Source organism: Prevotella sp. ICM33 (genome assembly GCF_000517825.1).
Taxonomy (GTDB): domain Bacteria; phylum Bacteroidota; class Bacteroidia; order Bacteroidales; family Bacteroidaceae; genus Prevotella; species Prevotella melaninogenica.
In genome coordinates, this window is the sequence record NZ_JACD01000007.1 from 231,913 (window position 1) to 257,748 (window position 25,836).

Below are 25,836 nucleotides of genomic sequence, written 5' to 3' on the forward strand. Positions count from 1 at the left end.
TTTATGGCTATCATACGTAAATCTAATCCACCAATAATAAAACAAAATATGTTTAGCCTCTAATGACTGATTTAGGTTAAAAAGGCAGGAATACACGTGGTATCCCTGCCTATACCTATATAAACGATACGCTTATTATCAAAGAATCTTCACTCCCTTTGCTTATGGAAGATGAATGATATTGGTATAATAAGACATATCACGGTAGCGTTCTGGTCTATTCCCACTTCCACCATCTTTATAATCCACGAATGGTATGAACCTACTATCATAATCATTAAAGGTTCCAAGGAAGTTTAATCCACTTGTTTCTATTGGCATATAATACCATCCCTTTGGATTAAATCCATTATAAGGAGCATTAAAAGGTGTCTCTTTTGAACGAATAAAATCCCTCTCTCCTAAATAATAATTATAATAAAAACCATTGCTGCCATTCAACAAATAGCCCACTTCAACACCAAAATTGTCTACTATATTATTGTTATGGTCTTTCAAATCGATATTCCAACCGTCTTTACAAATATACTTTGAATAGTGTACACCACCCGTAACAGCTGACGGAGTAGACACTCCAGACCCTGTATTAATTACCTGATAAGCCTTATTCTTAGCTACAACTTCTGCATAACCTGTGCCCGCAGCTAAGCAAATAGACTTTCCTGCAGGTATCGATGTTGTTGAGTTTCCAGGCATACCAACACTACTGCTTCCTCGACTCAATACTTTGAGGTCAGTCAGATTAGCGACATATAATGCTCTATAAGGTTCCACATTCCATGGGTTTGGACTCACAAGATAATATCCTTTCAACGATACCGTCTCTCTTGAAGCGTTTGTTATCTCAATCCAACTGTTCTCTCCATTTTGTGCAGAAGAATGGTAATACTCTGTTATCATCAATGCTCCACGTGTCTCTTTCAGACTTGCATTGATACTAAAGTTATACGTATCACCATCTTTGAAGTTTACAATAGCTTTTGCTTCACGGTAGAATCGATTACGCATAGACAAGAAATCAATCTGTGGAGCTACTGCGCCAGTCTTGCTATCAGCCTCACTGCGGAGGATAACTCTTGCCTTTGTCGTACTGGTTGCACCTGGCGTAGCCTTTACCCAGATATAGAATGGCTTGGTATACTTGGTTGTTCCTGCTCCATCAGCATCACCACCAATAGCGAAATTATTAACTCTAATCGTGTCACACTCGTCCAAAACTTTTCCCTGTCGTCTATCTATATTAATTCTGTATGGACTTGGTTTCCATACAGGAGAAGCTTGTGAGAGGTCAAATGTACCATCCATGTGGAGCACGTCAGACTTTAAGGCAATAGAATAAACGTTGCTCTTGTAATACATATCCGACTTTGCTCTGACGCCAATCCAGCTTCCTAACATTAAAAACTGAACTTTAGCATGCTTTGTAGCAGGGTCTACTTTCGTTAACTTCGAATAAAGTGGGATGTTATAATCGTATGAACTTGCATCTATAGCCTTTGGTCCAAAAACTCTCATGACACCATCATAGCCTATACCTATTGTCCATGCACCATTTTCTACACCGTCTTCCTTACCCGTAGCCGATGCCACTTGCAGTTTAGACAAGTCAAAATAGGATGGTACAGAGAATGTAAAGTAACCCTTATGGGCTGAGATAACCTGCAAACCTTTGTCAAGTTTGTAACTTTTTTTGTACTTACCATCAGTGATATAGACAAATAAAGGAATCGTACTACCAACCCGCCAGTTATAAGTCAATGACCCTTGCTTATCGTAAGTAATAGGAGTACGGGTTGCAGCAGGCTGTTCAGCATCCCATACATTTGTCATCTCTTTTGCGTTCACCATATCCTCTACATTCTTGTCTAATGTAACATCAACGGTGAAAGTAATTTCTTCTTTTGCTTTCTGTTGCTCAGTTGAACTGATATCTTCCTGCGAGCAGGCAACAAGTCCAAGTGTTATTGTTGCGTAAATGAATGCTTTTACAATGTAATTCATAATTTCAGTTATTTCAAGATAAGATTGATTTATGTTTAGCTGGAACACTGGGAGTAGCTGGAGTATCCGTTTCATACTCCTCGTCTTCATCATCCACGCTATACCCATCGGAACCTTTAGGGAGATTACCAGTGGCTGAATATAAGATAGAAAGTTCCTCTATGATTGGTATTACAACCATAGTGGGGGAAAGATAATCTTTCTTCATTTTAGTGTTAATTGTTTGGTTAAATTAAAAATAGGTTCTATGCTATCTCACTCGATGCAAGATAGATGTGGTTTTTACCATTTAGGCTATATGGTTTGTACAGTCAGGTAGAATTGGGTTTGTAGTCTACTTGGCTTTGTAGATAGAGAAATAAATCCCCCAGCAAGCTTATAGGCTGCTTCTGGGGGATTATAGTATTATAACAAACGATTAATCGTTGTTCTCAAATTCATTGTTTTCACGACGTGGACGACGATCATCAAAGCGACGCTCACCGTCACGACGTGGACGACGATCACCACGTGGACGACGCTGTGGCTCAACATAACCCTCTGGTTTCTCAAGCAAAACGCGGCGTGAAAGTTTGTATTTACCTGTCTTAGGATCAATCTCGAGGAGTTTAACCTTAATCTTATCGCCTTCCTTGATACCTGCCTCTTCAACAGTCTCAAGACGCTTCCAGTCGATTTCAGAGATGTGAAGCAAGCCGTCCTTACCCGGTAGAATCTCTACGAAGCAGCCATATGGCATGATAGAACGTACTGTACCCTCGTAAACCTCACCAATCTCTGGAACTGCAACGATAGCCTTGATCTTACCCAAAGCAGCGTCGATTGAATCCTTATTAGGTGCAGAAACCTGTACTTTACCAACACCATCAGTCTCCTCGATAGTGATAGTAGCACCTGTTTCCTCCTGCATCTGCTGGATAATCTTACCACCAGGACCGATAACAGCACCGATGAACTCCTTAGGAATCTCCAACTGAACGATACGTGGAACCTGTGGTTTCATCTCAGCACGTGGCTCTGCAATAGTCTCAGTCATGATGTTGAGGATGTGCTCACGAGCAGCCTTTGCCTGCATAAGTGCCTTCTCAAGAATCTCGAATGACAAACCATCACACTTGATATCCATCTGAGTTGCGGTCAAACCGTCCTTTGTACCGGTTGTCTTGAAGTCCATATCGCCCAAGTGGTCCTCATCACCAAGGATGTCACTCAGTACAGCATACTTATCTTCTCCTGGGTTCTTGATAAGACCCATAGCGATACCTGACACTGGTTTCTTCATTGGAACACCTGCATCCATCAATGCAAGTGTACCTGCACATACGGTTGCCATAGAAGAAGAACCATTAGATTCGAGAATCTGACTTACCAAACGAACAGTGTAAGGGAAGTCAGCAGGAATCTGACCCTTCAAACCACGCCATGCAAGATGACCATGACCAATCTCACGACGGCCTACACCACGCTGAGCCTTAGCCTCACCTGTACAGAATGGAGGGAAGTTATAGTGAAGGAGGAAGCGCTGGTAGCTCTTCTCCAAAACGTTATCAACCATCTTCTCGTCCATCTTTGTACCGAGAGTACAAGTAGAGAGAGACATTGTTTCACCACGCTGGAAGAGAGAACTTCCGTGTGGCATTGGTAGTGTATCAATCTCGCACCAAATAGGACGAATCTCATCTGTTGCACGACCGTCCATACGCTTACCCGTATCAAGTACGCTACGGCGCATTGAGTCACGCTGAACATCAGCAAAGTAACGGTCAATAAGAGTGTGTTTTTCTTCGAGGTCGTCTTCTGAAAGGTCTGTGTGAGCTATGTCATAAGCCTCGGTGAAATCAGACTTAATCTTGTCATAAGTCTCCTCACGGTGCTTCTTATCATCGTCACCGCTCTGAGCCTGAGCGTAGCAAGCGTCGTATGTAGCCTTGCGGAGTTCCTCACGCAACTCCTCATCATTGACTTCATCTTCGTATGCACGCTTAACATCTGTACCGCAAGCCTTTGAAAGCTCTTCCTGCATTTCACACATAGGCTTGATTGCCTCGTGTGCAGCCTTCAAAGCACCGATGAGATCCTGCTCAGAAACCTCGTCCATCTCACCCTCTACCATCATGATATTGTCCTTGGTAGCACCAACCATGAGGTCCATATCAGCTTCCTTCATCTGCTCGAAAGTTGGGTTGATAACGTACTCGCCGTTAACACGTGCAACACGAACCTCTGAAGTAGTATGCTCGATTGGAATATCTGAAGCTGCAAGCGCTGCAGAAGCTGCCAAACCAGCAAGTGCATCAGGCTGATCAACGCCGTCAGCAGACAGCAACATTACCTGTACATAAACTTCACAGTGATAATCTGATGGGAAAAGTGGACGAAGAACACGGTCCACAAGGCGTGATGTTAGGATTTCGTCGTCATTGGCTTTGCCTTCGCGCTTGGTGAAACCACCTGGGTAACGACCTGCGGCAGCATACTGCTCGCGATAATCAACTTGCAAAGGCATGAAGTCTGTTCCCGGAACTGCCTCTTTAGCTGCACAAACAGTGGCGAGAAGTACGGTGTTACCCATGCGGAGAACTGCTGCACCATCGGCCTGCTTTGCAACCTTTCCGGTTTCAATTGAGATGGTTCTTCCATCTGGCAATTGAACTGTTTTCGTAATTACGTTCATCTAAAATTTTAAAATACTTATTGTTTTGACCAACATCTTTGGGAACCAAAAGTGGTAACTCTTTATAGACTCGAATGCCTTGACGTTTACCCTCTCACGCGTCCCTAAAAAATTAATCCGTGCAAATTTACCTATTATATATGTAACACCCAAATAAAAACGAATTTATTTTAGGTCTGCTAATTATCAGATGTTAAATCGCTTAACTTGCTTTTCTTTTCCTTTTAATCTCCTTTTATCATTTTTGGAGGTTATTTTCCGTTCAATGTGTAGATTGTACTTCGTATAGTCTTAACGGAAGAAATGAAGTTACTCATTAAACAAACAACATAGCTAAGACGCTCAGCTGTCTATTCTATAATTATCTTCTACCATAGAAAACTCCTTCAGTTTAATACTGCAAAATCACGGATAAGGTGCAGAAAAATCATTACAAAACCTCAAATAAATCAGCTATAAATAACGACAAAAACACGAATAAAAGGCAGATTTATAACCAACAGAAAATCAATTGGTTATAAAACAGTAAAATAAAAGGTGCTTAATAGGACTTCAAAAGGGCGTTAGTAAGGGGCTTAAAGGGCGTCTTTTGCAAGTCAATTAGGCGTCTTTAAGAAGCCAAAAAAGCATATATTGGTTTTGAATCGCATGAAAATAATTTACATACAGCTATAAAGTAAGAATAAGATATTTGAAGATTACGGATAGCGATAATATCGATTTGCATATTATCTTATAGTTTATTCCCCGTGTAAGACCGACTAATTGGAGACATCCACACCATACAAGCGTGTAAACTTTGACTCTATTTCCAATCCATGTATCTAACAGAAGCCGTCTCTTTACATATAGAATAAAAGAAGAAAGGCTTCGCATCACTGCGAAGCCTTTCGTTTAACATCAAACTTACTCACGTAAGTTTTGTGTCCTTGTACTAACTCAAATAATTAACTTTAATAACGACTATTTTTCTATTTGACATTGCAAAGTTACAAAAAAAACACATAAAAAAAATGTAATTCACGAATATTCGATGACACTTTTAGACTTTATAACAGTACAAGTGTTTTCATAGTATTTTTTTAATAGCTGATGATAAAATACTTAAATCTATCAACTTTTTTTTAGATTTCTCATCGCCTCATCTGCGCTCTATCCGCTCTTTTCCTTCCATTCCATTGATTTATAAGAGGTTTTATTTGCTCATCTCAACTTCTTAACGTACCTTTGCAGCCAATTAAAGGTAACATACCACCTGAGAGTCTGCGTACTGACTGGTTGAAGCCCGTCGCAGGCAAGTGTCTTTTTAGTGGGTTCGTTTGGTGGTTAGCTTACCTTTTATATAGGATAATAAATAATAAACAAACGAATTTGAAGACATTTGAAGAGTTAGGTGTGAGCGAAGAGATTCGTCGCGCCATTAGTGAGCTTGGATTTGAACATCCAATGCCTGTACAGGAAGAAGTAATCCCTTATTTACTTGGTAATCGTAACGACGTCATCGCACTGGCACAGACTGGTACGGGTAAGACGGCTGCATTCGGTTTGCCTTTGCTGCAACGTATTGATACAAGCAGCAAGGAGACGCAGGCTATCGTACTTAGTCCTACGCGTGAACTTTGTTTGCAGATTGCTGATGACTTGAAGGAATTCAGCAAGTATATCCCTCATTTGCATATCGCAGCTGTTTATGGCGGTGCGTCTATTGACACACAGATTCGCCAGTTACGCCATGGTGTACAGATTATCGTGGCTACACCGGGCCGACTGATTGACCTTATGCACCGTGGTAAGGCTCGTCTTGACAAGGTTAGAAACGTTGTTTTGGACGAGGCTGACGAGATGTTGAACATGGGTTTCCAAGAGAGTATCACTGAGATATTGACCGGTGTACCTGAAGATCGTAACACTTTATTGTTCTCGGCTACGATGAGTCGTGAGGTAGAGCGTGTTGCAAAGGGTTATCTACATGACTATAAAGAGATTGTAGTGGGTAGCCGTAACGAGGGTGCTGAGAGTGTAAACCATATTTATTATATGGTGAATGCACGCGACAAGTACCTTGCCTTGAAGCGATTGGTTGACTTCTATCCAAAGATTTATGCGATTGTGTTCTGCCGTACAAAGGTTGAGACACAGGAGATTGCTGACAAGTTGATTAAGGACGGATACAATGCAGAGGCGTTGCATGGCGACCTCTCGCAGCAGCAGCGTGACCTTACGATGCAGAAGTTCCGCTCACATCTCACACAGATTCTCGTCGCTACAGACGTTGCAGCACGTGGATTGGATGTGAACGACTTGACACACGTTATCAACTATGGTCTCCCTGATGATATCGAGAACTACACCCACCGTTCTGGCCGTACAGGTCGTGCAGGAAAGAAGGGTACTTCTATCTCGATTATTCACTCACGTGAGAAGTATAAGGTACGTAATATTGAACGCGAAATCAGTAAGGACTTTGTTGACGGAACATTGCCTTCACCAGAGGAAATCTGCAAGAAGCAGCTGTTTAAGACAATGGATGACATCCTAAAGACAGACGTTAATGAGGACCAGATTGCACCTTATATGAAGGATATCAACCGCCAATTCGAGTATATCGATAAGGAGGTTGTCATCAAGAAGATTGTTTCTGCAACCTTCGGTCGCTTCCTTGACTATTATAAGAATGCTCAGGAGATTGAGAAGCCATCGTCACGTAGCGCACGTGAAGATAGCCGTGGCGCAAGAGGTGAAGGCAGAGGAAGCCGCAGCCGTGGTCCACGTAAGGCGGAGAGTGGTTATAAGCGACTCTTTATCAACTTAGGTAAGGCAGATGGTTTCTATCCGGGCGAGGTGATGCAGTTCATCAATAAGAATGTGCATGGTAAGCAGGCTGTAGGACATATCGACCTCCTTGCTAAACAAAGCTACATCGAAGTGCCTGAGCAGGACGCTCAGAAGGTAATGCAATCGCTGGACGGTGCAACCTATAAAGGTCGTAAGGTACGTTGTAACGATGCTGAAGAAGGTGGTCACGGTCGCTCGTCTAATGGTCGTTCAGCCAGTGGCAATGGTCGCTCTGCAGGCGGACGTGGTGGTTACGGTAGCCGTGGCGAAGGTCGTCAGGACACTCGTGAGCGCAAGGGCCGTGGTCGTCGCCAGTATGATGACAATCCTTTCGGAGGACAGCATAAGTTCAAGAAAGATGATTGGAAGGAACTTATGAAGTCCAGTCCAGCTAAGCTAAAGGGCGATGAACCAGACTTCTCTGAAGAGGGATGGGCAAGACGCAGACCAAAGAAGTAAATACCCCACCCCGACCCTCCCCAAAGGGGAGGAAGACTTAGCGTATAACATTGGAGAGGTTTTCGATAAATTGGCTATACATCAATCATATATTGTATAGCGCATTACTATCTTCATGAGTGGTGTTAACCCTCAGCACCATTCGTGCGGAGCATCAGCACGAGTAGTGCGGAGCCACAACACAATAGCTAAAAGGGGAAAGAGAGAAGGCTATTACCGGTATCGTATATCGTGAGGTATCACTCATACGAAAGTTGTTTCTCAGTTTACCAGCAATAACTATGTACAAAATCATAGCCAGTTTATACCGTTTTAATATGAGAGGGGCTAACAGAAGCATTCCTTATTTTGCTACCTTGACAAACCTTCTCGCACTGTTTACACTTTGTTTCTTTATAATAATTGCTTTATTAAATATGCAGAGTGTATTAAAATTTTGGCATACAGGCTCAAAAGGAGGGGATTACCTAATAGGTGCAGTTATTGTCGTTCCCTTATACCTCTTAATGTTTCGTATGTTTCCAGAGCGAAAGATGAAAGAACAAGAGGCATTACTGACAAAGAAAGAATATCAGTTGGGTCTGTTTTCTTATGCATTCTTGGTAATAATATTAATGATTGTCCTTTTCGTTATTATCTAAATAAAAATATAGGATGCTTATAGTAAAAGTCAATAAGCTGATAATATACCCATAAAGATACTACTTTTCAAAAGAAAAATAGGTATGTTCATTCTTGAACATACCTATTTTAATATATTAGGAGTAACCCTTACTGTGGGTTAATTTCCTTCAAGAGGCGGTCAGCGTGACCCCACTTATCCATCAAGTAGAGGACGAAGCGGATGTCAACACCAATACAACGTGCGAGCTTACGATCGAAGTTGATATCACTTGAAAGGCTATCCCAGTTACCATCGAAAGCAAGACCAATAAGGCGACCCTTACCATCAAACATTGGAGAACCTGAGTTACCACCAGTGATATCATTGTTAGTAAGGAAGCAAAGCTGCATCTTACCTGTTGTCTTATCAGCATAACGACCGAAGTCCTTAGCACTCATAAGGTCCATCATGATAGGCTCAACCTTGTAATCCTCAAGTTTCTTACCTAACTTCATCTTCTCAACAAGACTCTCAGCAGTTGTGTAGTAGTTGCTGTCAAAGCCACCAATCATATAACCACCTACCTGACCATAAGACATACGCATCGTGAAGTTAGCGTCACTGTAATGTGGCATATCCATCTCCATCTGTACCTTTGCCTCGCAAAGCTTCTTCTCTTCCTGCTCGATAGCTTCTATCTTGCTAACATAGTTGGTCATAACTTGCTGATAGAGCATCACGAGTTCTACTCCAAGCTGTATACCTGGGTCGTTGAGTGTATTCTCATCATTATAGAACTTATGGTCCTTAACAAGTAGTTTACTATTTGCATAGAGCCAGTCAGTGTACTTCTTATAATTGTTACCGAACTTTGTTTTGATAACATTAAATACTTCTGGACGATACGCAGCAGGTACGTGTTCAGCATAGTTCTTCAACATAGCGGCTGTCATTTCCTTATCAAGGGCTAAGTTCCAGTCGCTACTATTGTCCTTAAACTGTACATACTGTGCTGATTCATCATCCTTAGGACCCTGTGGTTCGATAGCACCACGGGTGATATCAAAGGCTCTCTGAATCAATTCAGACACCTTCCAGAATGACTCGTTCCAGTAAGCTTGAACCAAAGCAGGCTCAGCACTCTCCTTATAAAGGTTGCTTAACTTCTTGAGATCAACATTTACAGTAGGGTCCTTCACGGTCTTTTCATCCAACCATCTCTGTATCTTAGCCTCATATTCAGCCTTCTGACGAATCAAACCGATGGAATCAATACATTTATTCATACCAATAGAGTTCTTCCAGTAGTTAGCTGATGTAACGTACTTGTTCTCATATTGGAGACGAGTCTTCTCGTTCTTATCCATGTACTTCTTCATAATCGCGAGCTTGATATCACGAACTTGTACCTGAACGGTGTTCTCGATGTCTCTACGCTGCTGTATACCGAATGAAGATAGATAACGATTCGTTGAGCCAGGATAGCCGATTGTCATTGCGAAATCTTTATCCTTGTAACCCTCAAGACTTACAGGAGCCCAGTTAGCTGGCTTATAAGGCACATTATCCTTTGAATAGGCAGCTGGTCCGTTGGTCTTAGGATCGGCGTAAATACGGAACACTGAGAAGTCACTTGTCTGTCGTGGCCACATCCAGTTGTCTGTTTCACCACCGAACTTACCCATACTCTTTGGAACTGTGAAGACCAAACGTACGTCCTGGAAGTCCTGATATGTAGTGGCATAATACTTATTTCCCTCGTAGAAAGCATCTACACTGATATGCAAAGTCTTATCGATTGTCTTGATAGAGTCGGTCAAATGATTTGTAAGAGAATCGATAATCGCCTCTGTCTGTTCAGCATTCTTACCTGCAATAAGCTTATTAACACGAGGAGTAATATCCTCCTGCTTCTTCATAAAGGACACAAACAAGTCCTTGCTTGGGAGTTCCTCTGCATAGCTTTTTGCATAGAAACCATCCTTCATATAATCATGTTCAACGGTGGAAAGGGCATTAATTGCGCTGAATCCACAGTGATGATTAGTGAAGACAAGACCATTTGGTGATACAACAACACCTGAGCAGAAGCCAGAGAAGTTGATAACAGAATTGCTAATAGCGTTAGGTGCGCCATAAAGCATGTTGCGTGGCAACTGGAATCCCTCAGCTACCATTTGTTCGTAGACGGCATCTGGCAAGTTATAGAGCGTCCACATACCCTCGTCGGCGTGCATGGATGTACTACCCAATGCGAGAAGTCCGGCAATAAGTAAAGTCGATTTCTTCATAATGATATAATTGATTAAATGATACTTGTTTATTTCTTTGCAAACCGACTGCGTAATTTTTGCAGTGGAAAGTCGTGATAAAGCACATGAGCTATAAAGAGAATGATAACCAATGTATTGATTCCCAAGGCTGCAGGAACAGGAAGATTGGCGTTAGTATAGGTGATAACGGCAAAGAAGAAACCAGCTATCAGAAGATAAACAAAGATACTCTTCAGTGGATAGTTTATCGGATACTTACGCTGACCGACAAGATAAGAGAGCACCATTGCCGTTGCATTACCCATGAAACCTGCCCAAGCACAAGCGATATAACCATATTTTGGTACGAAAATCACGTTGATTCCGATGATTACAGCACATCCAATGCCTGAGAAGTAGGCACCCCAAATCGTTTTATCAATGAGTTTATACCAGAAACTAAGGTTGAAGTAAACACCTGTCATGATACCTCCTGCCATCACGATAGGCACAACCTTCAATCCTACCCAGTAGTCACGACCGATGATATGGCGCAGAATATCCATATACCCCATTACCACCAAGAAGGCAAGAAGCGTAAAGATAATAAAGAACTTCATAGCTCTCGCATAGGTTTCCTTATTGTCTTTGTCGCGTGCCTTACCAAAAACGAATGGCTCATAGGCATAGCGGAAAGCCTGCGTAATCATCGACATAATCATTGCTATCTTACTTGCAGCACCGAAGATACCCAATTGTGTATGCGCATCATTGTCCTTGTAGACGTATGGGAAGATGATATAACCTGCCGTCTGATTAAGAATACCAGCTATACCAAGGAAAAGTATTGGCCAAGTATAGGACAACATCTTCTTTGCCAAAGGCATATCAAGCAACTTACCGCCTGCAAAGAAGCCATCTTTTAGCTCTTTCCAGAAACAGAAGGTGATAGTTGTTGTACATACAAGGTTGATATAGAAGGCATAACCCACCTCATGTCCGTCAAGGATAAGATAGTAAACAAGATTCAAAATGATGTTCAAAGCAATGAATAACAGTTTGAAAGTAGCAAACTTAATTGGGCGTTTCTTGTATCTGAGATAGGCAAAAGGAATAGCCTGAAAGGCATCAATCGCTACCGTGACAGCCATAACCCACACATATGAAGGATGTTCCGAATAACCCATAAAGTCGCAAATAGGCTGCAGGAAGACGAAGACCATTGCTATAAATAGCAGTGAAGAAAGCCCAACCAAAGACAAAGTAGTAGAGTAAACCTTCTTCGGATCTTGGTCAGTCTTATTGGCATAACGGAAGAAAGTCGTCTCCATTCCATAGGTCAAAACGACCAACAGCAACGCAGTATAGGCATAGATGTTTGTGATAACACCATAGCCACCGCTCGCTGCACTAATTTTCGCTGTATAGAGGGGTACAAGAAGGTAGTTTAAGAACCTTCCGATGATACTGCTCATTCCGTAGATAGCAGTGTCTTTTGCAAGTGATTTTAAATTTGCCATTGTTGTATTGTAGTTTAGCTTATTTGCCTTATTAGGCTAATAAGGCTTATAGGGCTAATAGCCCAATAGCTTAATAGATTCAATGATCTCCTAAAAGAAAATATAGCAGATTGCGATTGCGGCAATTACACCAACCAAATCGGCTAATAGTCCACAAGCCAATGCATGGCGTGTATACCTTATACCGATGCTTCCGAAGTAAACCGCTAAGATATAGAAAGTAGTATCTGTTGAACCTTGGAAGATACAACTCAATCTGCCAACGAATGAGTCAACACCAAAAGTTTTCATTGATTCCAACATAAGACCACGTGCGCCACTACCAGAAAGCGGCTTCATAAAAGCAGTTGGGAGTGCATCTACGAATCTTGTGTCAAGTCCGCACTGCTCCACACACCACTTAATTCCCTGTATCAAAAGGTCCATTGCACCCGAAGCACGGAACACTCCTACAGCCACAAGGATAGCTACTAAATAAGGAATGATACGTACTGCAGTTTGGAATCCATCCTTCGCTCCTTCGATGAAAGCGTCATAAACGTTCACTTTCCGTAACAACGCCACAACGATGAAAAGCATGATTATCGACATGACAATCAAGTTAGACGCAACAGATGACACCGTATTCGTCATCTGCTTATCCATCTGTCCGAATCCCCAAATTAACAATCCGACAAAGCCAATAATACCAACAAGTCCCAAGAATAATGTTGGCTGGAAGATATTGATACGCTGCCAAGTTGCCGTAATGAGGATACCAGCAATCGTAGCTACCGTTGTTGCCAACAGAATTGGGATAAACACATCCATAGGTTGTGCTGCACCGTTCATGCTTCGATAGCCAAGAATAGTCGTAGGGATGAGCGTCAGACCCGAAGTATTCAATACTAAGAACATTATCATCGGGTTAGTTGCCGTGTCTTTCTTTGTGTTCAGCTCTTGCATCTGCGCCATCGCCTTCAGTCCTGTAGGCGTAGCTGCATTGTCAAGTCCTAACATGTTCGATGCTATATTCATAAAGATAGAACCCATAACAGGGTGATTCTTAGGAATATCAGGGAAGAGTTTTGAGAAGAAAGGGCTGAGCATACGTGCAAGAACATTGACAACACCAGCTTTCTCACCAATCTTCATGATTCCTAACCACAGTGTCAAGACTCCTGTCAAGCCTATTGATGTCTCAAAGGCATTCTTAGATGAATCAAAGGTAGAGTTCATCATCTTCTCGAATATCGTTGTATCGCCCATCAACAGAGAGATAATTCCGAAGACAAATGCTATTATGAAGAATCCTATCCAAATATAGTTCAGTGCCATTTATCGCTTTTTATAACTGTTTTAATATGTCTGTTATGAATCAGAAGTGGGGACAGACAGCCCCACAATGGCACCATTCTTTCCCAATGCAAAGATAAACATTTCTGTGTGAACCTACAGCATAATAAACTAAAAAGATGTTGTTAGCCTCCGTGTTTCTAACTGTTTTGTCGATAATAAGCTGTAGGATATTTTCGAAAGCACTACCAAAACAACATTTATTAAGCCCCGTTTTTAGATGTTTTATCGATGATTAAACCGATTTGTATGTACAGTTTAGTCTTTTTAACATACGTAATTGTGTTTATGTTGTACGAAGTCTTTATCTTTGCAAACGTCTTTTTGGGATAGAATTTTATCTATTTCCGATTACTTTTATTACATAATTAGTCACTTTGCGAATAAAGATAGTAACAGCAAGACTATATGGGTATATTCGATTTCTTTAACAAGAATAAGCGTAAGGATCAGCAAAATGAACAATGTCTCTTAGATGAAGAAGGGACAGGGGAGGCTGACCTATGGTCGAAGGCTTATGTGGCAGAGCCACAATGTTATGAAAAAGAGGGAAAAGAAAAGCTTTTGAATTTTGTTATAACAGAGGGAGTTAATACCATTCTACCAATGTATCCCAATGAGTTATATAAAAACGAAGAAGAAAACTTCTCTGACATTCGTCTTACATTTGTAAGTACGACAAAGAAAGGTGAGGTGGTTGACTTACCTTTCTTTCATTGTGTACCCGCTTTATCCAACTACGCTGTGGAGTATAGAGAGCCTAACGTCCTGATTAGAGGACTGAATGCTGCGGAAATGGGCTTACTTATCTCTGGCGTTAAACAGTCGTTAAAGCGTATCTAAACGTCTGAAATAGGATTCACAATATCAATCCAAATAAATTCCGATTATGGTTGCAAGAGTTTCTTCCCATAATCGGATTCATCTTTTCACGATCGCTTTTTGTAAACTATTTTCTCACACTTCAATTCCTATACATGCTCTTTTGGCTTCTTAAAGACGCCCAATTGGCTTGCAAAAGGTGCCCTTTAGCAACGTTACTAACGCCCTTTTGAAGTCCAATTAAGCACCTTTTAAATTACCCCTTTATAACAAACTGATTTCCTGTTAGTTATAAACCCGCTTCTTATTCGTGTTATTTTCGTTGTTTATAGATGTTTTACTTGAAATTATGTAATTATTTTTCAAAACCTTATCCATACTTTTGAAGTTATAAAATAAAAACACTTTGTGCGGTATAGTATGCTTACTATTTTTTTATATCATGGTCAGAGCGTCAAAAAGGAACAAAAACAAAAAAGAGGATGTATCTATTTTGGACACATCCTCTTTATATGAGACTTTATATTTTAGAGCGTATACAATACCTGTATGACGGTCTGACCAACTGCTAACAACGTATTCTTATCGATATGTTCCATAGTGTCATTGACTGTATGCCATGTTGGGCCGAAAGAGCTTTGCTGACAATCAGGATAGTAAGGAATGATATCAATAGTAGGAATACCTGCAAACTGGTTCACTGGAACATGATCGTCGGTAACCATGCCACCAACAGCATCAGGGAAGTAAGAGCCGAAACCTGCTCCCTTTGCAGCCTCCCACACACGGTTTACGACATCAGAAGCAAACTGAACAGACATTCCTTCACGATAGAACTGGGCACCTTCGCCTCCTACCATATCGAGAAGAATACCGAACTCAGGCTTAACAGCCGTTGGGAAGTTCTTTGCATAGTATTGTGCACCTAATGCCCAAGAGTCGCCATCGTCTTGATATCGAGTTTCCCAACGTGGTATTCCCCAGTCTTCAGCATCAAAGCATACGAAGTCAACACCTACTTTTAACTTCTTATCAGCCTGCAACTGACGTGCTAACTCAAGCATTACTGCCACTCCACTGGCACCATCATTCGCAGCCATAACAGGCTTCTTGTGGTTAGTAGAGTCTGAATCATTGTCTGCCCAAGGACGACTATCCCAGTGAGCACAGATTAAGATACGCTTCTTTGCTTCTGGATTAAAACGTGCAATGATATTAGTTGACTTCAAGACCGTACCGTCATAGGCTTTTAGATCGGCTTTCTGCTCCTGTACATCACAGCCATACTCCTTGAATTTCTCTACTATCCACTTGCCACACTTATCATGTGCTGCAGAGTTCATCACACGTGGTCCGAAGTCACACTGTGCTGCTGTAAAGGCGTATGCAGAGTCGGCATTAAACGAAGGACCGACCGGTTTTGCTGTAGCTACTGTGTCAGCACCATTATCACTGTTGCTTGCTTTCCCCTTACAGCCGTATGCTACGGTTGCGAGGGACACTGCCAAGAGGCAGCCGAAAATGATTTTTATATTCGTCTTCATTGTTGATTGTTTTCTTATTCTCTCCCACTCTATCCTAAAGAGTTGGTAAGAAACCTTCTTTCTACTTATTTTCTAACGCTCTGTACCTGCGCCATTACACGCAGCCAGTTGCCTCCCCATATCTTTTCAATATCTCTTTCGCTATATTTACGACGCAAAAGATGAAGGGTGAAGTTTATCATTTCGCTCGCATCAGCCATACCGCGTACAGTTCCGTCACCATCAAAGTCGGTTCCAATACCTACATGGTCGATACCCATAATGTTGATAGCATGCTCAAGATGGGCTATTGCATCCATCACTGTTGCTTCACTACCCTTCTTCAAGAAGCCTTGGTACATTGTGATATGCGCCACACCACCCTTCTTTGCCAATGCTCGCATCTGATCATCGGTAAGGTTGCGAGGAACGTCACAGAGTACTTTGCTATTAGAATGACTACATACGATTGGCATCGTACTAATCTCCAACGCATCATAAAAACTCTTCTCTCCGCCGTGGCTTAAGTCGACCATAATACCATTACGGTTCATCTCCTTGATGACCTCTTCGCCAAACTTACTTACTCCTCCGTGGGTGTTGCAACCTCGTGCAGAGTCGCAAATATCGTTATCACCATTGTGACAAAGGGTTATATAGGTCACACCACGCTGTGCAAAGTGCTTTACATTCTCAAGTTTATGCTCCAAAGCAAGACCGTTCTCTATAGCAAACATGATGCTTTTACGTCCCTTGCGCTTATCTTCGTAAAGGTCGGAAGGTGTACGAGCAATACTAATATAGCGTTGATTCTGCTTAACAATTTCCTCTATTTTGTCGAAAATAAGGTTGGCATAGACGGCTGGCGAGAGATGATTCAATGTCTCAACGAGGTGAGGATTATAGCGTTTCAACCCTTCTACATCAATCTTTGACGAGAAAGACTCGCCTATCTTCGGTTGTGGAAGGTAAGCAGCCATCGTCACAGCATCCTGCCTTCCCTCCGTCATCTTATGGAGATCGTAGAGAATACGTGAGTCACGCTGATTGAAGTTGACGCCTTGTGGGAAGAACATAGGCGTATCACAGTGTGTATCAAGCGTCAAGATGCGCTGATGAAGTTGCTTAGCAAGGTAGAAGTTATTAGACTGTCCAACCAGCCACTGGAAGATTTTTCCTCCCTCTTCACCCATCCATTCGGGATGCCATTGCACTCCCATGATAGGCTTGAACTCGCTACTCTCAATAGCTTCAATCACTCCATCAGGCGAAAGTGCCGTCACACGGAAGTGCTTTCCAACATCTTTCACTGCCTGATGGTGGAAGCTATTGACCATAAGATGCTCTTCCTTATAGAGCGCATAGAGGACAGATGACTTGTTAAGGGTCACGCTATGCGTAGCTTCACAGCGTTCAGCGTCCTGTGAATGCTTTAATGTAGCAGCACGATAGGTTGTTACCGTTTTGTCTTTACTCAGTTTCTTTTCAACCGTTTCCTCCTCTCTTATATATTCATCATAGATGTCTTGCTGTATCTTTCCACCTAAAGCGACAGCAAGGGCTTGCGCTCCACGGCAGATACCAAGGATAGGCAACTGACGATTAAACGCCAAACGGATAAGCATCAGTTCGGGTAAATCACGCTCAGCATTGATATTATGAAGTTTGGGAGAAGGCTCCTCGCCAAGCCACAGAGGATTGATATCAGCACCACCTGTAAGGAGAAGACCGTCAAGATGGTCGAGGGTATTAATAAGCACATCCTTATCAGCCACAGGAGGAATAAGCATTGGGACTCCGCCCGCGGCTACCACCTGCTTATAATAGACATTCCTTAACGCCGCATCACCATTCATATAATTGGTAGTGATACCAATTATAGGCTTACGCTTTGCTTCAGGGAAAGTTGAATACACCTTATCGAGATGTGACTGAAGATCGTATTGCATTCTTATTCTTTTTTAAAAGATTGGTTTGTCGTTGACTTCTTTAGAGCAATTCTTCTGCTATAGGTATCTCACGTTTGATACTTTGCTCAAGAGAAATAAGTGTTTCGGTTGATACGACACCTGAGATACCTTGCAACTGATTGTTAAGAAGGTCCATCAACTGCTCGTTGTCTTTTGCATAAAGCTTCACAAGCATTGTATAAGGACCTGTTGTAAAATGACATTCAACCACCTCTGGAATAGCACTGATACGTTCAACAACCTTCTTATACATAGAGCCACGCTCGAGGTTTAGTCCCACATAGGTGCAGGTTGTATAGCCTAAACTCTTAGGATTAACGTCGAAACCACTACCTGTTATGACTCCATTCTCTATGAGATGTTGTACGCGCTGGTGAATAGCAGCACGTGAAACGCCACACTGGGCAGCAACATCTTTAAAAGGCATACGAGCATTCTGTGAGAGGATACCCAATATTTTCTTGTCCAAACGATCTACTTTTTCCATGTTCTACGGTTGATATTATTTATTAATTCTATGTTTCTAAAACTTTAATTGATGACGAGCAAAAGTAGGGAATAATTATGGAACAGACAACAAAATGACATAAAAAATGCGCCACTTGGGCGCATTTTGTTTTTATTTTAAGCAAGAGAACAGTATTTCACTGCTTTTATCTTACTTTTTTACATTCTTCTTTGCCTTCTGAGCAGGAGCCTTCTTGGCTGGAACGAGCTTTGCAGCATCAATTGTCTTTGACTCCTTTTCAGGTGCAGCCTCAATGCCTTTCAACTCAAGAGTGAAGATAAGGGTTGAGAAAGGACCGATGTCACGACCTGCTCCACGCTCACCATAGGCAAGGTTTTGTGGGATAACAATCTCCCACTTTGAGCCTACTGGCATCATCTGCAACGCCTCTGTCCAACCCTTGATGAGTCCACCAACATTGAAGGTATCGAACTCTACGCCATGACGTGAAGTTGCATCGAAAACCTTTCCATCAATGGTCTTACCCTCATAGATAACCTGAACGCGGTCAGCTGCTGTTGGAATAGCTCCATCACCCTTCTTAATGATACGATACTGAAGACCATCAGCTAATGTTACAACACCCTCCTTCTTCTTGTTCTCAGCCAAGTAAGCCTCGTTCTTAGCCTTCATCTCAGCATCTTTCTGTGCTTTTAACTCTACTTCTTTCTTCTCGAAGATTTGCTCAGCAGTAGCCTGCTTGAGGACAGTAGAATCCTTTGCCAAAGCTGCAACAAAGCCCTTATAAAGCAAATCTGGGTTAATTGGAGCCGATGTGCCTTCGAACTTAGATGCAATATTAGGCAACATGGTCTTGTCTACCTGTGAACTGATGAGCAATCCGGCTACATAAGCAGCAAAAGCAGAGTCTTTGCGATTAGCAATACCCTGACGCAAGCCACGCAGGAAGTCTGGCATCTGTGCTGGAGTAACACCAAACTGATTTGCAAGATAGTCGTCCAAACCACGTGTCATAGACATACCTGCAGCATAGCTCAATGTATCAGAAGGTGAAGTCAGTACTACTGCGCCATCTTTACATTCTACAGAACACTTCGCATTCTGCTTTCCTTTCTTCTTACTCTGCGCACTTGCAGTATTAAAGACTGAACCTGCTGCAACGAGCAGAGCCAGCATTAAAAGTTTCTTCATTGTTTTGTCGTTTTTAAAGAACAGGTTTTTCTATATTAAAAGGATGTAGATTCGATGATTACAAAGCTTTATGAAGTATATTACTAAACTTTAAGAAGTATGTATGTGTCTTCCTTTCCTATAAAACAAGAGTATCATTACTGAATTATTCTCATGAAAATAAAGAATTACTTTCATGAGAATAAATATTTATTTTCACGACAATAAATATTTTCTTTCATGAAAATAATTCGTCATCATCGTGAAAATGGATTACAGCTGATGCTCTTCCATATAAGAAAGGAAGACTCATCGAACCATTATCAAGCTTTAGTTGATTACATACCTGGCTTACCCTGTGGCATACCTGACATACCCTGAGGCATACCTGGCTGACCCTCTGGAGCCTTCTCGATACCGAGTAACTCAACAGTAAAGATAAGTGTTGAGAATGGCTTGAGGTCTGGACTTGGCTGCTCAGCACCGTAACCAGCTGTATAAGGAATTGTAATCTCCCACTTAGCACCAACAGGCATCTTTGTCAAAGCCTCTGTGAAACCTGGGATAACACCACCTACAGGCATTGTTGCACCATCACGCTGATCGAAAACCTTACCATCAATAGTCTTACCAACATAGTTAATCTTAACAACATCAGAAGCCTTTGGTGTAGCACCAGAGCCAGCCTTGAGTTCCTTAACCTGTACACCCTGACCGATAGTCTTCACTCCTGGCTTCTTAGCATTGGCAGCCATGTAGGCATCACTCTTCTTCTTGTTAGCGCCATAAGTCTTCTCAGCGGCCTTCATCTGAATAGTCTTTGAAGTCTTCTGCTCAACCTCACGAGCCTGCTCTACAGTCATCTTCTGACCATGACCCTTTGCACTTGCTGCGAAACCAGCGAGGAAGTTAGCCAAAGAAACAGACTTTGTAGAATCTTCACCAAAGATCTGACGGTTGATCTGATTCTTGATAATCATGTTCATCTGCATACCTACGCCGATACCAGCATTGTAAGCAGCACGCTTCTTATCATCAGCATTCTGTGCACCATCGTTCATACCCTTGATAAACTCATCGATGTAAGCTGTATCAATCTGCATCTGCTGGAGATACTGCTTAACACTCTGACCCTGATCAATACCGAAAGCATAGCTCAAAGAGTCAACATCAGACTTCAAATCCTCCTTTGGAGCTGAGTTACCACAAGCTGTGAAGCCTGCAGCTGCGATAGCCATAGCGGCTAAAAAATAAATTTTCTTCATTATTTTAATTGTTTAGTTTCTTAAGCAATATTATTAGAGTAGGAGATGATGGACGTATATATTGCAGTCTATTATCGCCTACACACCTTTCTTACTTTACCTCAATCAACTCTACGTCGAAGACAAGAGTAGCGAATGGAGGTATCTGTGCACCAGCACCACGCTCACCATATGCAAGCTTATAAGGGATGAAGAAGCGATACTTAGCACCTTCTTGCATAAGCTGAACACCCTCCGTCCAACCTGGGATAACCTGATTCAAGCCGAAAGTAGCTGGCTGGTTACGCTGATAAGAACTGTCAAAAACAGTACCATCAATCAGTGTTCCCTCATAATGACATACTACTTGGTCTGTAGCTGAAGGCTTCTTACCGTTACCTTCTTTCAACACCTGATACTGCAAACCAGATGGTAAGGTTACAACACCATCCTTCTTACCGTTCTCAGCAAGGAAAGCCTCACCAGCAGCCTTTGCTGCCTTACCAGCCTCAGCGGCTGCAGCCTGCTGCTTAGCCTCCTGCTCTTGGAAGAAGTTTTGTACGAGAGTCTGTGCTTCTGCATTGTCAACTTTCAGTTCTGAACCTGAAATAACATCCTTGATAGCCTGTGCGAAGTCGTCAATATTCAGTTCCTTTGCGCCCATTCCTGCGAGCTGTGAACCGATACCGATTCCCAGTGCATAGCTTAATTTGTCCATTATCGTTCTTAATATTATTAATAATTAATGTGCAAAGATACTATTTTTAAGGTATAGTTTTGCATTAATCGGATTAAAATTACTAAATTTGTCAAAGAGAATGGAGGATTACTGTGCAAGTTAAAGGTATCGACAAAAAACAAGAAGTAGATTATTAGTACTTCATTTGTCCAAAATTCTATTTGCAAGTGTTTTGAAATTAATGCCTATAACCTCGTCTATCTCCTTCAAGCCTCAACTCATAAAAGACAGACGTATGAAGAAAATCGTATTCTTAACAGGTGCTGGAATGTCCGTAGAGAGTGGCTTCAAGACCTTTCGCGGCAATGATGGATTATGGGAGGATTATCCTGTAGAACAGGTAGCAACGCACGAAGGCTGGGTAGCCAACCCCACACTCGTCAACAACTTCTACAACAATCTACGCAAAAAGCTCTATGCAGCCAAGCCTAACGAGGGTCATCGCCTTATCAAGGAACTTGAAAAAGACTATGATGTGACGGTGATTACGCAAAATGTTGACGACCTTCACGAGAAAGCAGGGTCTTTAAAGGTTATCCATCTACATGGAGAACTGACAAAGGTATGCTCAAGTAAGACTCCTTACGACAGCCGATACATACAGGAACTACCTAAAGACAACTGCGAAGTAGCCCCTGGAGTATTGGCTGAAGACGGTAGTCTATTGCGTCCTTTCATTGTCTTTTTCGGTGAATCAGTCCCAATGATTGAACCAGCTGCAGAAGTTGTGGCACAAGCAGACATCCTTGTTATCATCGGAACATCGCTGGTTGTTTACCCTGCTGCGGGTCTTGTGCAATACACCCGACCAGGAACTCCTATCTATCTGATTGACCCAGACGATACGCCCGCACATGCTTCTGGACGATTAACGCATATAAAAAAGGGTGCAAGCGAAGGTATGAAAGAGTTGATTAAGCTATTGTAAAAAGCTGATTATAGCATCATAAGGAACTGATTACATCGCATTCCCACACAGAAATAAAATCCTATTCATAATAAACAGAGAACATATAAACAACCAAGTTTTCATTCCCTAAATTCTCATAGGGGCAAAAACGAAAGCATATATCAATAAAGAAACAAATGAAGAAACTATTTTCACTCCTCTTCTTAGCCCTCATGACATTGCCAATCATGGCTCAGAAGAATGTTTACAAGTTTAGTGTAAAGGACGGAAACGAGCATACCGTCAAATTGAAGGACTATAAGGGTAAGGTTCTGCTCATCGTTAATACAGCGACAAAATGTGGATTTACACCACAGTATGAGGCATTACAAAAAATCTATGAAACCTATAAGAACCAAGGGCTTGTCATCCTTGACTTCCCTTGTAATCAGTTTGGCGCACAGGCTCCAGGCTCTTTCCATGATATTCACACTTTCTGTACAGGCAACTATGGTACGACTTTCCCACAGTTTGCAAAGATTAATGTCAATGGTCGTAACGAATCACCGCTTTACACTTACCTAAAGGCTCAACAGCCATTCAAGGGCTTTGACATGAATAATAACATCGGTAAGTTCCTCGATGAGAAGTTCCGCGCAGAGAACCCAGACTACGCTAAAGATCCAAGTATCAAATGGAACTTCACAAAGTTCCTCATTGACAGACAGGGACACGTCATCGATCGCTTTGAGCCAACAGCTGATATGAAAGACGTTGAGGCTGGTATCAAGGCGGCACTAAAGATGAAGTAAAAGCTAAGAGAGCAATTAGCCTTATTGGGCTAATAAGCCTTATAAGGCTAATAAAGCAATAAGCCCTATTGGGCTAATAGGCCTTACAAGGCTAATAAGCCCAATCCCCACAAAGCAAAGCCAGCTAACACGCAACCACGTGTCAGCCGGCTTTGTTCTCTTTACTGCTTAGGCAGATTAGTAGCCTTCGGCTTATTCTTATTAGGTGACTTCTTCTTCACCTTAAACTTATCAAATCCCTTACCAAAGACACCCATTACCTGACTCTGTGTTACGAAGGCATCTGGGTCGATATCATCAATCATACGATAGACATATGACGCTTCACGTTGGCGAGTTACTACGATAACAATCTTTATATCGCTACCCGTATAATAGCCCTTTGCATCGATTATCGTACTGGTACGATGGGGTTGGTCTTGCGATATCATATCACAAATCTCCTTATAACGCTCCGAAATGATAAGGAACTGCACCGAACGACGACTGGAGTTGATAACTTGGTCGAGTACAAAAGAGGTGATAATCAAGTTTACATAACCATAGATAACCTGCTCCCAACTACGAAGAACAAGGTAACTTCCCGTTACGATGGTCATATCCACTAATAAGATAACACGCCCAAGAGAAATATCACGATATTTATTGACTATCGCTGCGACGATATCCGAGCCACCAGAGCTACCATTATAGGAGAGTCCAAAAGCTAAACCAACACCACAAAACGATGCACCGATGATTGCTGCCATAAAAGGTTGCCCATGTAAGAGTCCCGGATGAGGAAAGACAGTACCCATAATCTTTGTGATAACCGTCAGCATCACAACGCCATAGATAGTGCGGATACAGAACTTTAAGCCTAAAACCTTCAGTGCAATGGCTAATAGAATTGCGTTTAGGATAAAATAAGTGTTAGCAACAGGGATTCCTTGACCCCAATTCAAAATGGAAGCAAGACCTGCTACGCCACCATTACCGATGTGATTAGGTAGTAGAAAAACCATCCAACCGATAGCGTAGGACAGCATACCTACGGCTATCATTACATAGTCTAAGATTTCCCGATAAAGGACCTTCTTATTAATCTTGTTAATCATACATTTAAGGATATGAGTGAAATGACGCTACAAATTTAGATAAATTTTCCGAAACAAAGCACTTGCACAGAAAAAATAGAGTACCTTTGCAGAAAATAATATATACCCTGAGGGTGTAGAAGAAGAGTCGTAGACGGCAATTCATAGGGAAGCACAACACATATATCCATAAAAGAATGCATTTGACGGATATATTAACCATGTGCAAAGACATTATCTACACACTCTTCCACTTGCATCTTTTTGCAGAAAATTAGCAATATGCCAGAAGATTTTGACATACATGAAGAAAGGCTGAACTCGGTTGAGAAGGATTTCGAAAACGCTCTGCGCCCTCTGAAATTTAATGATTTCAGCGGACAGTCGAAGGTGGTCGAAAACCTCAGCGTCTTTGTTGAAGCCGCTAAGTTCCGTGGCGAACCACTCGACCACACCCTCTTGCACGGTCCTCCGGGATTGGGTAAGACGACGTTGAGCAATATTATCGCTAACGAATTGGGCGTCGGTTTCAAGATTACCTCTGGTCCGGTACTCGACAAACCGGGCGACCTTGCGGGTATCCTCACCTCTTTAGAGCCTAACGACGTCTTGTTTATTGACGAGATACACCGCCTTTCTCCTGTCGTAGAGGAGTATCTTTACTCTGCGATGGAGGACTATCGTATTGACATTATGATTGATAAGGGACCGTCTGCACGTTCTATCCAGATTGATCTCAACCCATTCACACTCGTTGGTGCAACGACACGAAGCGGACTGCTCACAGCTCCTCTCCGTGCTCGCTTTGGTATTAATCTCCATTTGGAATATTATGATCCAGAGACTTTAAAGCGTATTATCAAGCGTTCAGCTGCCCTATTAAAAGTGCCTATCGTGGACGAAGCTGCGAATGAAATAGCGCGTCGCTCACGTGGTACGCCACGTATCTGTAACGCCCTACTCCGCCGTGTACGCGACTTCGCACAGGTGAAGGGTAATGGTACTATCACACCCGAAATCGCTACGATGTCACTACAATCGTTGAACATTGACAAATATGGTTTGGACGAGATAGATAACAAGATTCTACTCACCATTATCGATAAGTTCCGTGGCGGTCCAGTAGGTGTTTCAACCATTGCCACCGCTATCGGTGAGGATTCTGGTACGGTAGAAGAGGTTTACGAACCTTTCCTTATTATGGAAGGTTTCATCAAACGAACCCCTCGTGGACGTGTAGCAACACAGCTTGCCTACGACCATCTCGGACGAAATGCATATCAAGACAATCCTCTACAACCGGGATTATTCGATTAAAAGAGACTCCATTGCAAACGTTCACTATGAACAATGCAATGGAGTTTTTCTTTTATTCGTTCCTTTATGCACTGATATTTGTAAACTATTTTCGTGCAGTTCAAAAACAATACATGCTCTTTTGG

19 protein-coding genes are annotated in these 25,836 nt (G+C 42.1%); 6 read left to right on the forward strand and 13 right to left on the reverse strand.

Annotation, left to right across the window (positions count from 1 at the left end; all coding sequences use genetic code 11):
- Positions 1-162: 162 nt before the first annotated feature.
- From HMPREF1505_RS02195 to pnp, 3 genes are all read right to left on the reverse strand, one after another.
- Positions 163-2,001, reverse strand: a complete 1,839-nt coding sequence (locus HMPREF1505_RS02195) for a lamin tail domain-containing protein (protein WP_036921803.1) — start codon at positions 1,999-2,001, stop codon at positions 163-165.
- 13 nt (positions 2,002-2,014) lie between these two features.
- Positions 2,015-2,182 carry a hypothetical protein gene (locus HMPREF1505_RS02200; RefSeq protein WP_155948904.1) on the reverse strand — a complete coding sequence of 56 codons (168 nt, stop codon included), beginning with the start codon at positions 2,180-2,182 and terminating at the stop codon, positions 2,015-2,017.
- Positions 2,183-2,419: 237 nt separating this feature from the next.
- Positions 2,420-4,675, reverse strand: a complete 2,256-nt coding sequence (pnp, locus tag HMPREF1505_RS02205) for a polyribonucleotide nucleotidyltransferase (RefSeq protein WP_036921810.1) — start codon at positions 4,673-4,675, stop codon at positions 2,420-2,422.
- A gap of 1,371 nt (positions 4,676-6,046) precedes the next feature.
- On the opposite strand from pnp, the gene HMPREF1505_RS02210 reads away from it, so the two are divergent.
- Together HMPREF1505_RS02210 and HMPREF1505_RS02215 are read left to right on the forward strand one after the other, a co-directional pair.
- Positions 6,047-7,969 carry a DEAD/DEAH box helicase gene (locus HMPREF1505_RS02210; RefSeq protein WP_036921813.1) on the forward strand — a complete coding sequence of 641 codons (1,923 nt, stop codon included), beginning with the start codon at positions 6,047-6,049 and terminating at the stop codon, positions 7,967-7,969.
- 281 nt (positions 7,970-8,250) lie between these two features.
- The gene (locus HMPREF1505_RS02215) at positions 8,251-8,610 is read left to right on the forward strand and encodes a hypothetical protein (RefSeq protein WP_036921816.1); all 360 of its coding nucleotides are present in this window, start codon (positions 8,251-8,253) and stop codon (positions 8,608-8,610) included.
- 130 nt (positions 8,611-8,740) lie between these two features.
- Here HMPREF1505_RS02215 and HMPREF1505_RS02220 read toward each other — a convergent pair whose 3' ends face one another.
- The 3 genes from HMPREF1505_RS02220 to HMPREF1505_RS02230 form a co-directional block, all read right to left on the reverse strand.
- Positions 8,741-10,864: a S46 family peptidase gene (locus HMPREF1505_RS02220; protein ID WP_036921820.1), complete on the reverse strand. Its 2,124-nt coding sequence runs from the start codon at positions 10,862-10,864 to the stop codon at positions 8,741-8,743.
- Between the two features lie 29 nt (positions 10,865-10,893).
- Complete coding sequence (locus tag HMPREF1505_RS02225) at positions 10,894-12,345, reverse strand: lipopolysaccharide biosynthesis protein (protein ID WP_013263834.1); 1,452 nt, start codon at positions 12,343-12,345, stop codon at positions 10,894-10,896.
- Positions 12,346-12,435: 90 nt separating this feature from the next.
- Positions 12,436-13,662 (reverse strand): nucleoside recognition domain-containing protein, encoded by a 1,227-nt coding sequence (locus HMPREF1505_RS02230; RefSeq protein WP_036921825.1) that lies wholly within the window; start codon positions 13,660-13,662, stop codon positions 12,436-12,438.
- A gap of 426 nt (positions 13,663-14,088) precedes the next feature.
- Here HMPREF1505_RS02230 and HMPREF1505_RS02235 point away from each other — a divergent pair, with 426 nt between their 5' ends.
- Positions 14,089-14,523, forward strand: a complete 435-nt coding sequence (locus HMPREF1505_RS02235) for a hypothetical protein (RefSeq protein ID WP_036921828.1) — start codon at positions 14,089-14,091, stop codon at positions 14,521-14,523.
- 506 nt (positions 14,524-15,029) lie between these two features.
- Here HMPREF1505_RS02235 and HMPREF1505_RS02240 read toward each other — a convergent pair.
- The 6 genes from HMPREF1505_RS02240 to HMPREF1505_RS02265 all read right to left on the reverse strand — a co-directional run bounded on the left by HMPREF1505_RS02240 (position 15,030) and on the right by HMPREF1505_RS02265 (position 21,596).
- Positions 15,030-16,046 carry a M28 family peptidase gene (locus tag HMPREF1505_RS02240; RefSeq protein WP_036921831.1) on the reverse strand — a complete coding sequence of 339 codons (1,017 nt, stop codon included), beginning with the start codon at positions 16,044-16,046 and terminating at the stop codon, positions 15,030-15,032.
- Between the two features lie 65 nt (positions 16,047-16,111).
- On the reverse strand, positions 16,112-17,974 hold the full coding sequence (locus tag HMPREF1505_RS02245) for a gamma-glutamyl-gamma-aminobutyrate hydrolase family protein (RefSeq protein ID WP_036921835.1): 1,863 nt from the start codon (positions 17,972-17,974) through the stop codon (positions 16,112-16,114).
- Positions 17,975-18,014: 40 nt separating this feature from the next.
- On the reverse strand, positions 18,015-18,482 hold the full coding sequence (locus HMPREF1505_RS02250; RefSeq protein WP_013264439.1) for an Lrp/AsnC family transcriptional regulator: 468 nt from the start codon (positions 18,480-18,482) through the stop codon (positions 18,015-18,017).
- Between the two features lie 171 nt (positions 18,483-18,653).
- Entirely contained in the window at positions 18,654-19,655 is a 1,002-nt protein-coding gene (locus tag HMPREF1505_RS02255; RefSeq protein WP_036921840.1) for an FKBP-type peptidyl-prolyl cis-trans isomerase, read from the reverse strand.
- 317 nt (positions 19,656-19,972) lie between these two features.
- Positions 19,973-20,899, reverse strand: a complete 927-nt coding sequence (locus HMPREF1505_RS02260; protein ID WP_036921841.1) for an FKBP-type peptidyl-prolyl cis-trans isomerase — start codon at positions 20,897-20,899, stop codon at positions 19,973-19,975.
- A 91-nt stretch (positions 20,900-20,990) separates the two neighbouring features.
- Positions 20,991-21,596, reverse strand: a complete 606-nt coding sequence (locus tag HMPREF1505_RS02265) for an FKBP-type peptidyl-prolyl cis-trans isomerase (RefSeq protein ID WP_036921844.1) — start codon at positions 21,594-21,596, stop codon at positions 20,991-20,993.
- Positions 21,597-21,852: 256 nt separating this feature from the next.
- Between HMPREF1505_RS02265 and HMPREF1505_RS02270 the strand changes: the two genes are divergently transcribed.
- Positions 21,853-22,545 carry an NAD-dependent deacylase gene (locus HMPREF1505_RS02270; RefSeq protein ID WP_036921847.1) on the forward strand — a complete coding sequence of 231 codons (693 nt, stop codon included), beginning with the start codon at positions 21,853-21,855 and terminating at the stop codon, positions 22,543-22,545.
- A gap of 158 nt (positions 22,546-22,703) precedes the next feature.
- Positions 22,704-23,318 carry a glutathione peroxidase gene (locus HMPREF1505_RS02275; RefSeq protein ID WP_036921850.1) on the forward strand — a complete coding sequence of 205 codons (615 nt, stop codon included), beginning with the start codon at positions 22,704-22,706 and terminating at the stop codon, positions 23,316-23,318.
- A gap of 161 nt (positions 23,319-23,479) precedes the next feature.
- Here the strand turns inward: HMPREF1505_RS02275 and HMPREF1505_RS02280 are convergent, their stop codons facing one another.
- Positions 23,480-24,415, reverse strand: a complete 936-nt coding sequence (locus HMPREF1505_RS02280; RefSeq protein WP_036921853.1) for a YitT family protein — start codon at positions 24,413-24,415, stop codon at positions 23,480-23,482.
- A gap of 261 nt (positions 24,416-24,676) precedes the next feature.
- Between HMPREF1505_RS02280 and ruvB the strand changes: the two genes are divergently transcribed.
- A complete protein-coding gene (ruvB, locus tag HMPREF1505_RS02285; protein WP_036921855.1) occupies positions 24,677-25,711 on the forward strand; it encodes a Holliday junction branch migration DNA helicase RuvB in 1,035 nt (344 codons plus the stop codon).
- The last annotated feature ends 125 nt before the right edge of the window (positions 25,712-25,836 follow it).

What these genes read in the sequence shown, in the direction of transcription:
- HMPREF1505_RS02195 (WP_036921803.1), bottom strand. Translation starts at nt 2,001, where the DNA reads ATGAATTACATTGTAAAAGCATTCATTTACGCAACAATAACACTTGGA.
- HMPREF1505_RS02255 (WP_036921840.1), bottom strand. Translation starts at nt 19,655, where the DNA reads ATGAAGAAACTTTTAATGCTGGCTCTGCTCGTTGCAGCAGGTTCAGTC.
- HMPREF1505_RS02270 (WP_036921847.1), top strand. Translation starts at nt 21,853, where the DNA reads ATGAAGAAAATCGTATTCTTAACAGGTGCTGGAATGTCCGTAGAGAGT.
- HMPREF1505_RS02220 (WP_036921820.1), bottom strand. Translation starts at nt 10,864, where the DNA reads ATGAAGAAATCGACTTTACTTATTGCCGGACTTCTCGCATTGGGTAGT.
- HMPREF1505_RS02250 (WP_013264439.1), bottom strand. Translation starts at nt 18,482, where the DNA reads ATGGAAAAAGTAGATCGTTTGGACAAGAAAATATTGGGTATCCTCTCA.
- HMPREF1505_RS02260 (WP_036921841.1), bottom strand. Translation starts at nt 20,899, where the DNA reads ATGAAGAAAATTTATTTTTTAGCCGCTATGGCTATCGCAGCTGCAGGC.
- HMPREF1505_RS02265 (WP_036921844.1), bottom strand. Translation starts at nt 21,596, where the DNA reads ATGGACAAATTAAGCTATGCACTGGGAATCGGTATCGGTTCACAGCTC.
- HMPREF1505_RS02245 (WP_036921835.1), bottom strand. Translation starts at nt 17,974, where the DNA reads ATGCAATACGATCTTCAGTCACATCTCGATAAGGTGTATTCAACTTTC.
- HMPREF1505_RS02275 (WP_036921850.1), top strand. Translation starts at nt 22,704, where the DNA reads ATGAAGAAACTATTTTCACTCCTCTTCTTAGCCCTCATGACATTGCCA.
- HMPREF1505_RS02235 (WP_036921828.1), top strand. Translation starts at nt 14,089, where the DNA reads ATGGGTATATTCGATTTCTTTAACAAGAATAAGCGTAAGGATCAGCAA.
- HMPREF1505_RS02200 (WP_155948904.1), bottom strand. Translation starts at nt 2,182, where the DNA reads ATGGTTGTAATACCAATCATAGAGGAACTTTCTATCTTATATTCAGCC.
- pnp (WP_036921810.1), bottom strand. Translation starts at nt 4,675, where the DNA reads ATGAACGTAATTACGAAAACAGTTCAATTGCCAGATGGAAGAACCATC.
- ruvB (WP_036921855.1), top strand. Translation starts at nt 24,677, where the DNA reads ATGCCAGAAGATTTTGACATACATGAAGAAAGGCTGAACTCGGTTGAG.
- HMPREF1505_RS02280 (WP_036921853.1), bottom strand. Translation starts at nt 24,415, where the DNA reads ATGATTAACAAGATTAATAAGAAGGTCCTTTATCGGGAAATCTTAGAC.
- HMPREF1505_RS02230 (WP_036921825.1), bottom strand. Translation starts at nt 13,662, where the DNA reads ATGGCACTGAACTATATTTGGATAGGATTCTTCATAATAGCATTTGTC.
- HMPREF1505_RS02225 (WP_013263834.1), bottom strand. Translation starts at nt 12,345, where the DNA reads ATGGCAAATTTAAAATCACTTGCAAAAGACACTGCTATCTACGGAATG.
- HMPREF1505_RS02240 (WP_036921831.1), bottom strand. Translation starts at nt 16,046, where the DNA reads ATGAAGACGAATATAAAAATCATTTTCGGCTGCCTCTTGGCAGTGTCC.
- HMPREF1505_RS02215 (WP_036921816.1), top strand. Translation starts at nt 8,251, where the DNA reads ATGTACAAAATCATAGCCAGTTTATACCGTTTTAATATGAGAGGGGCT.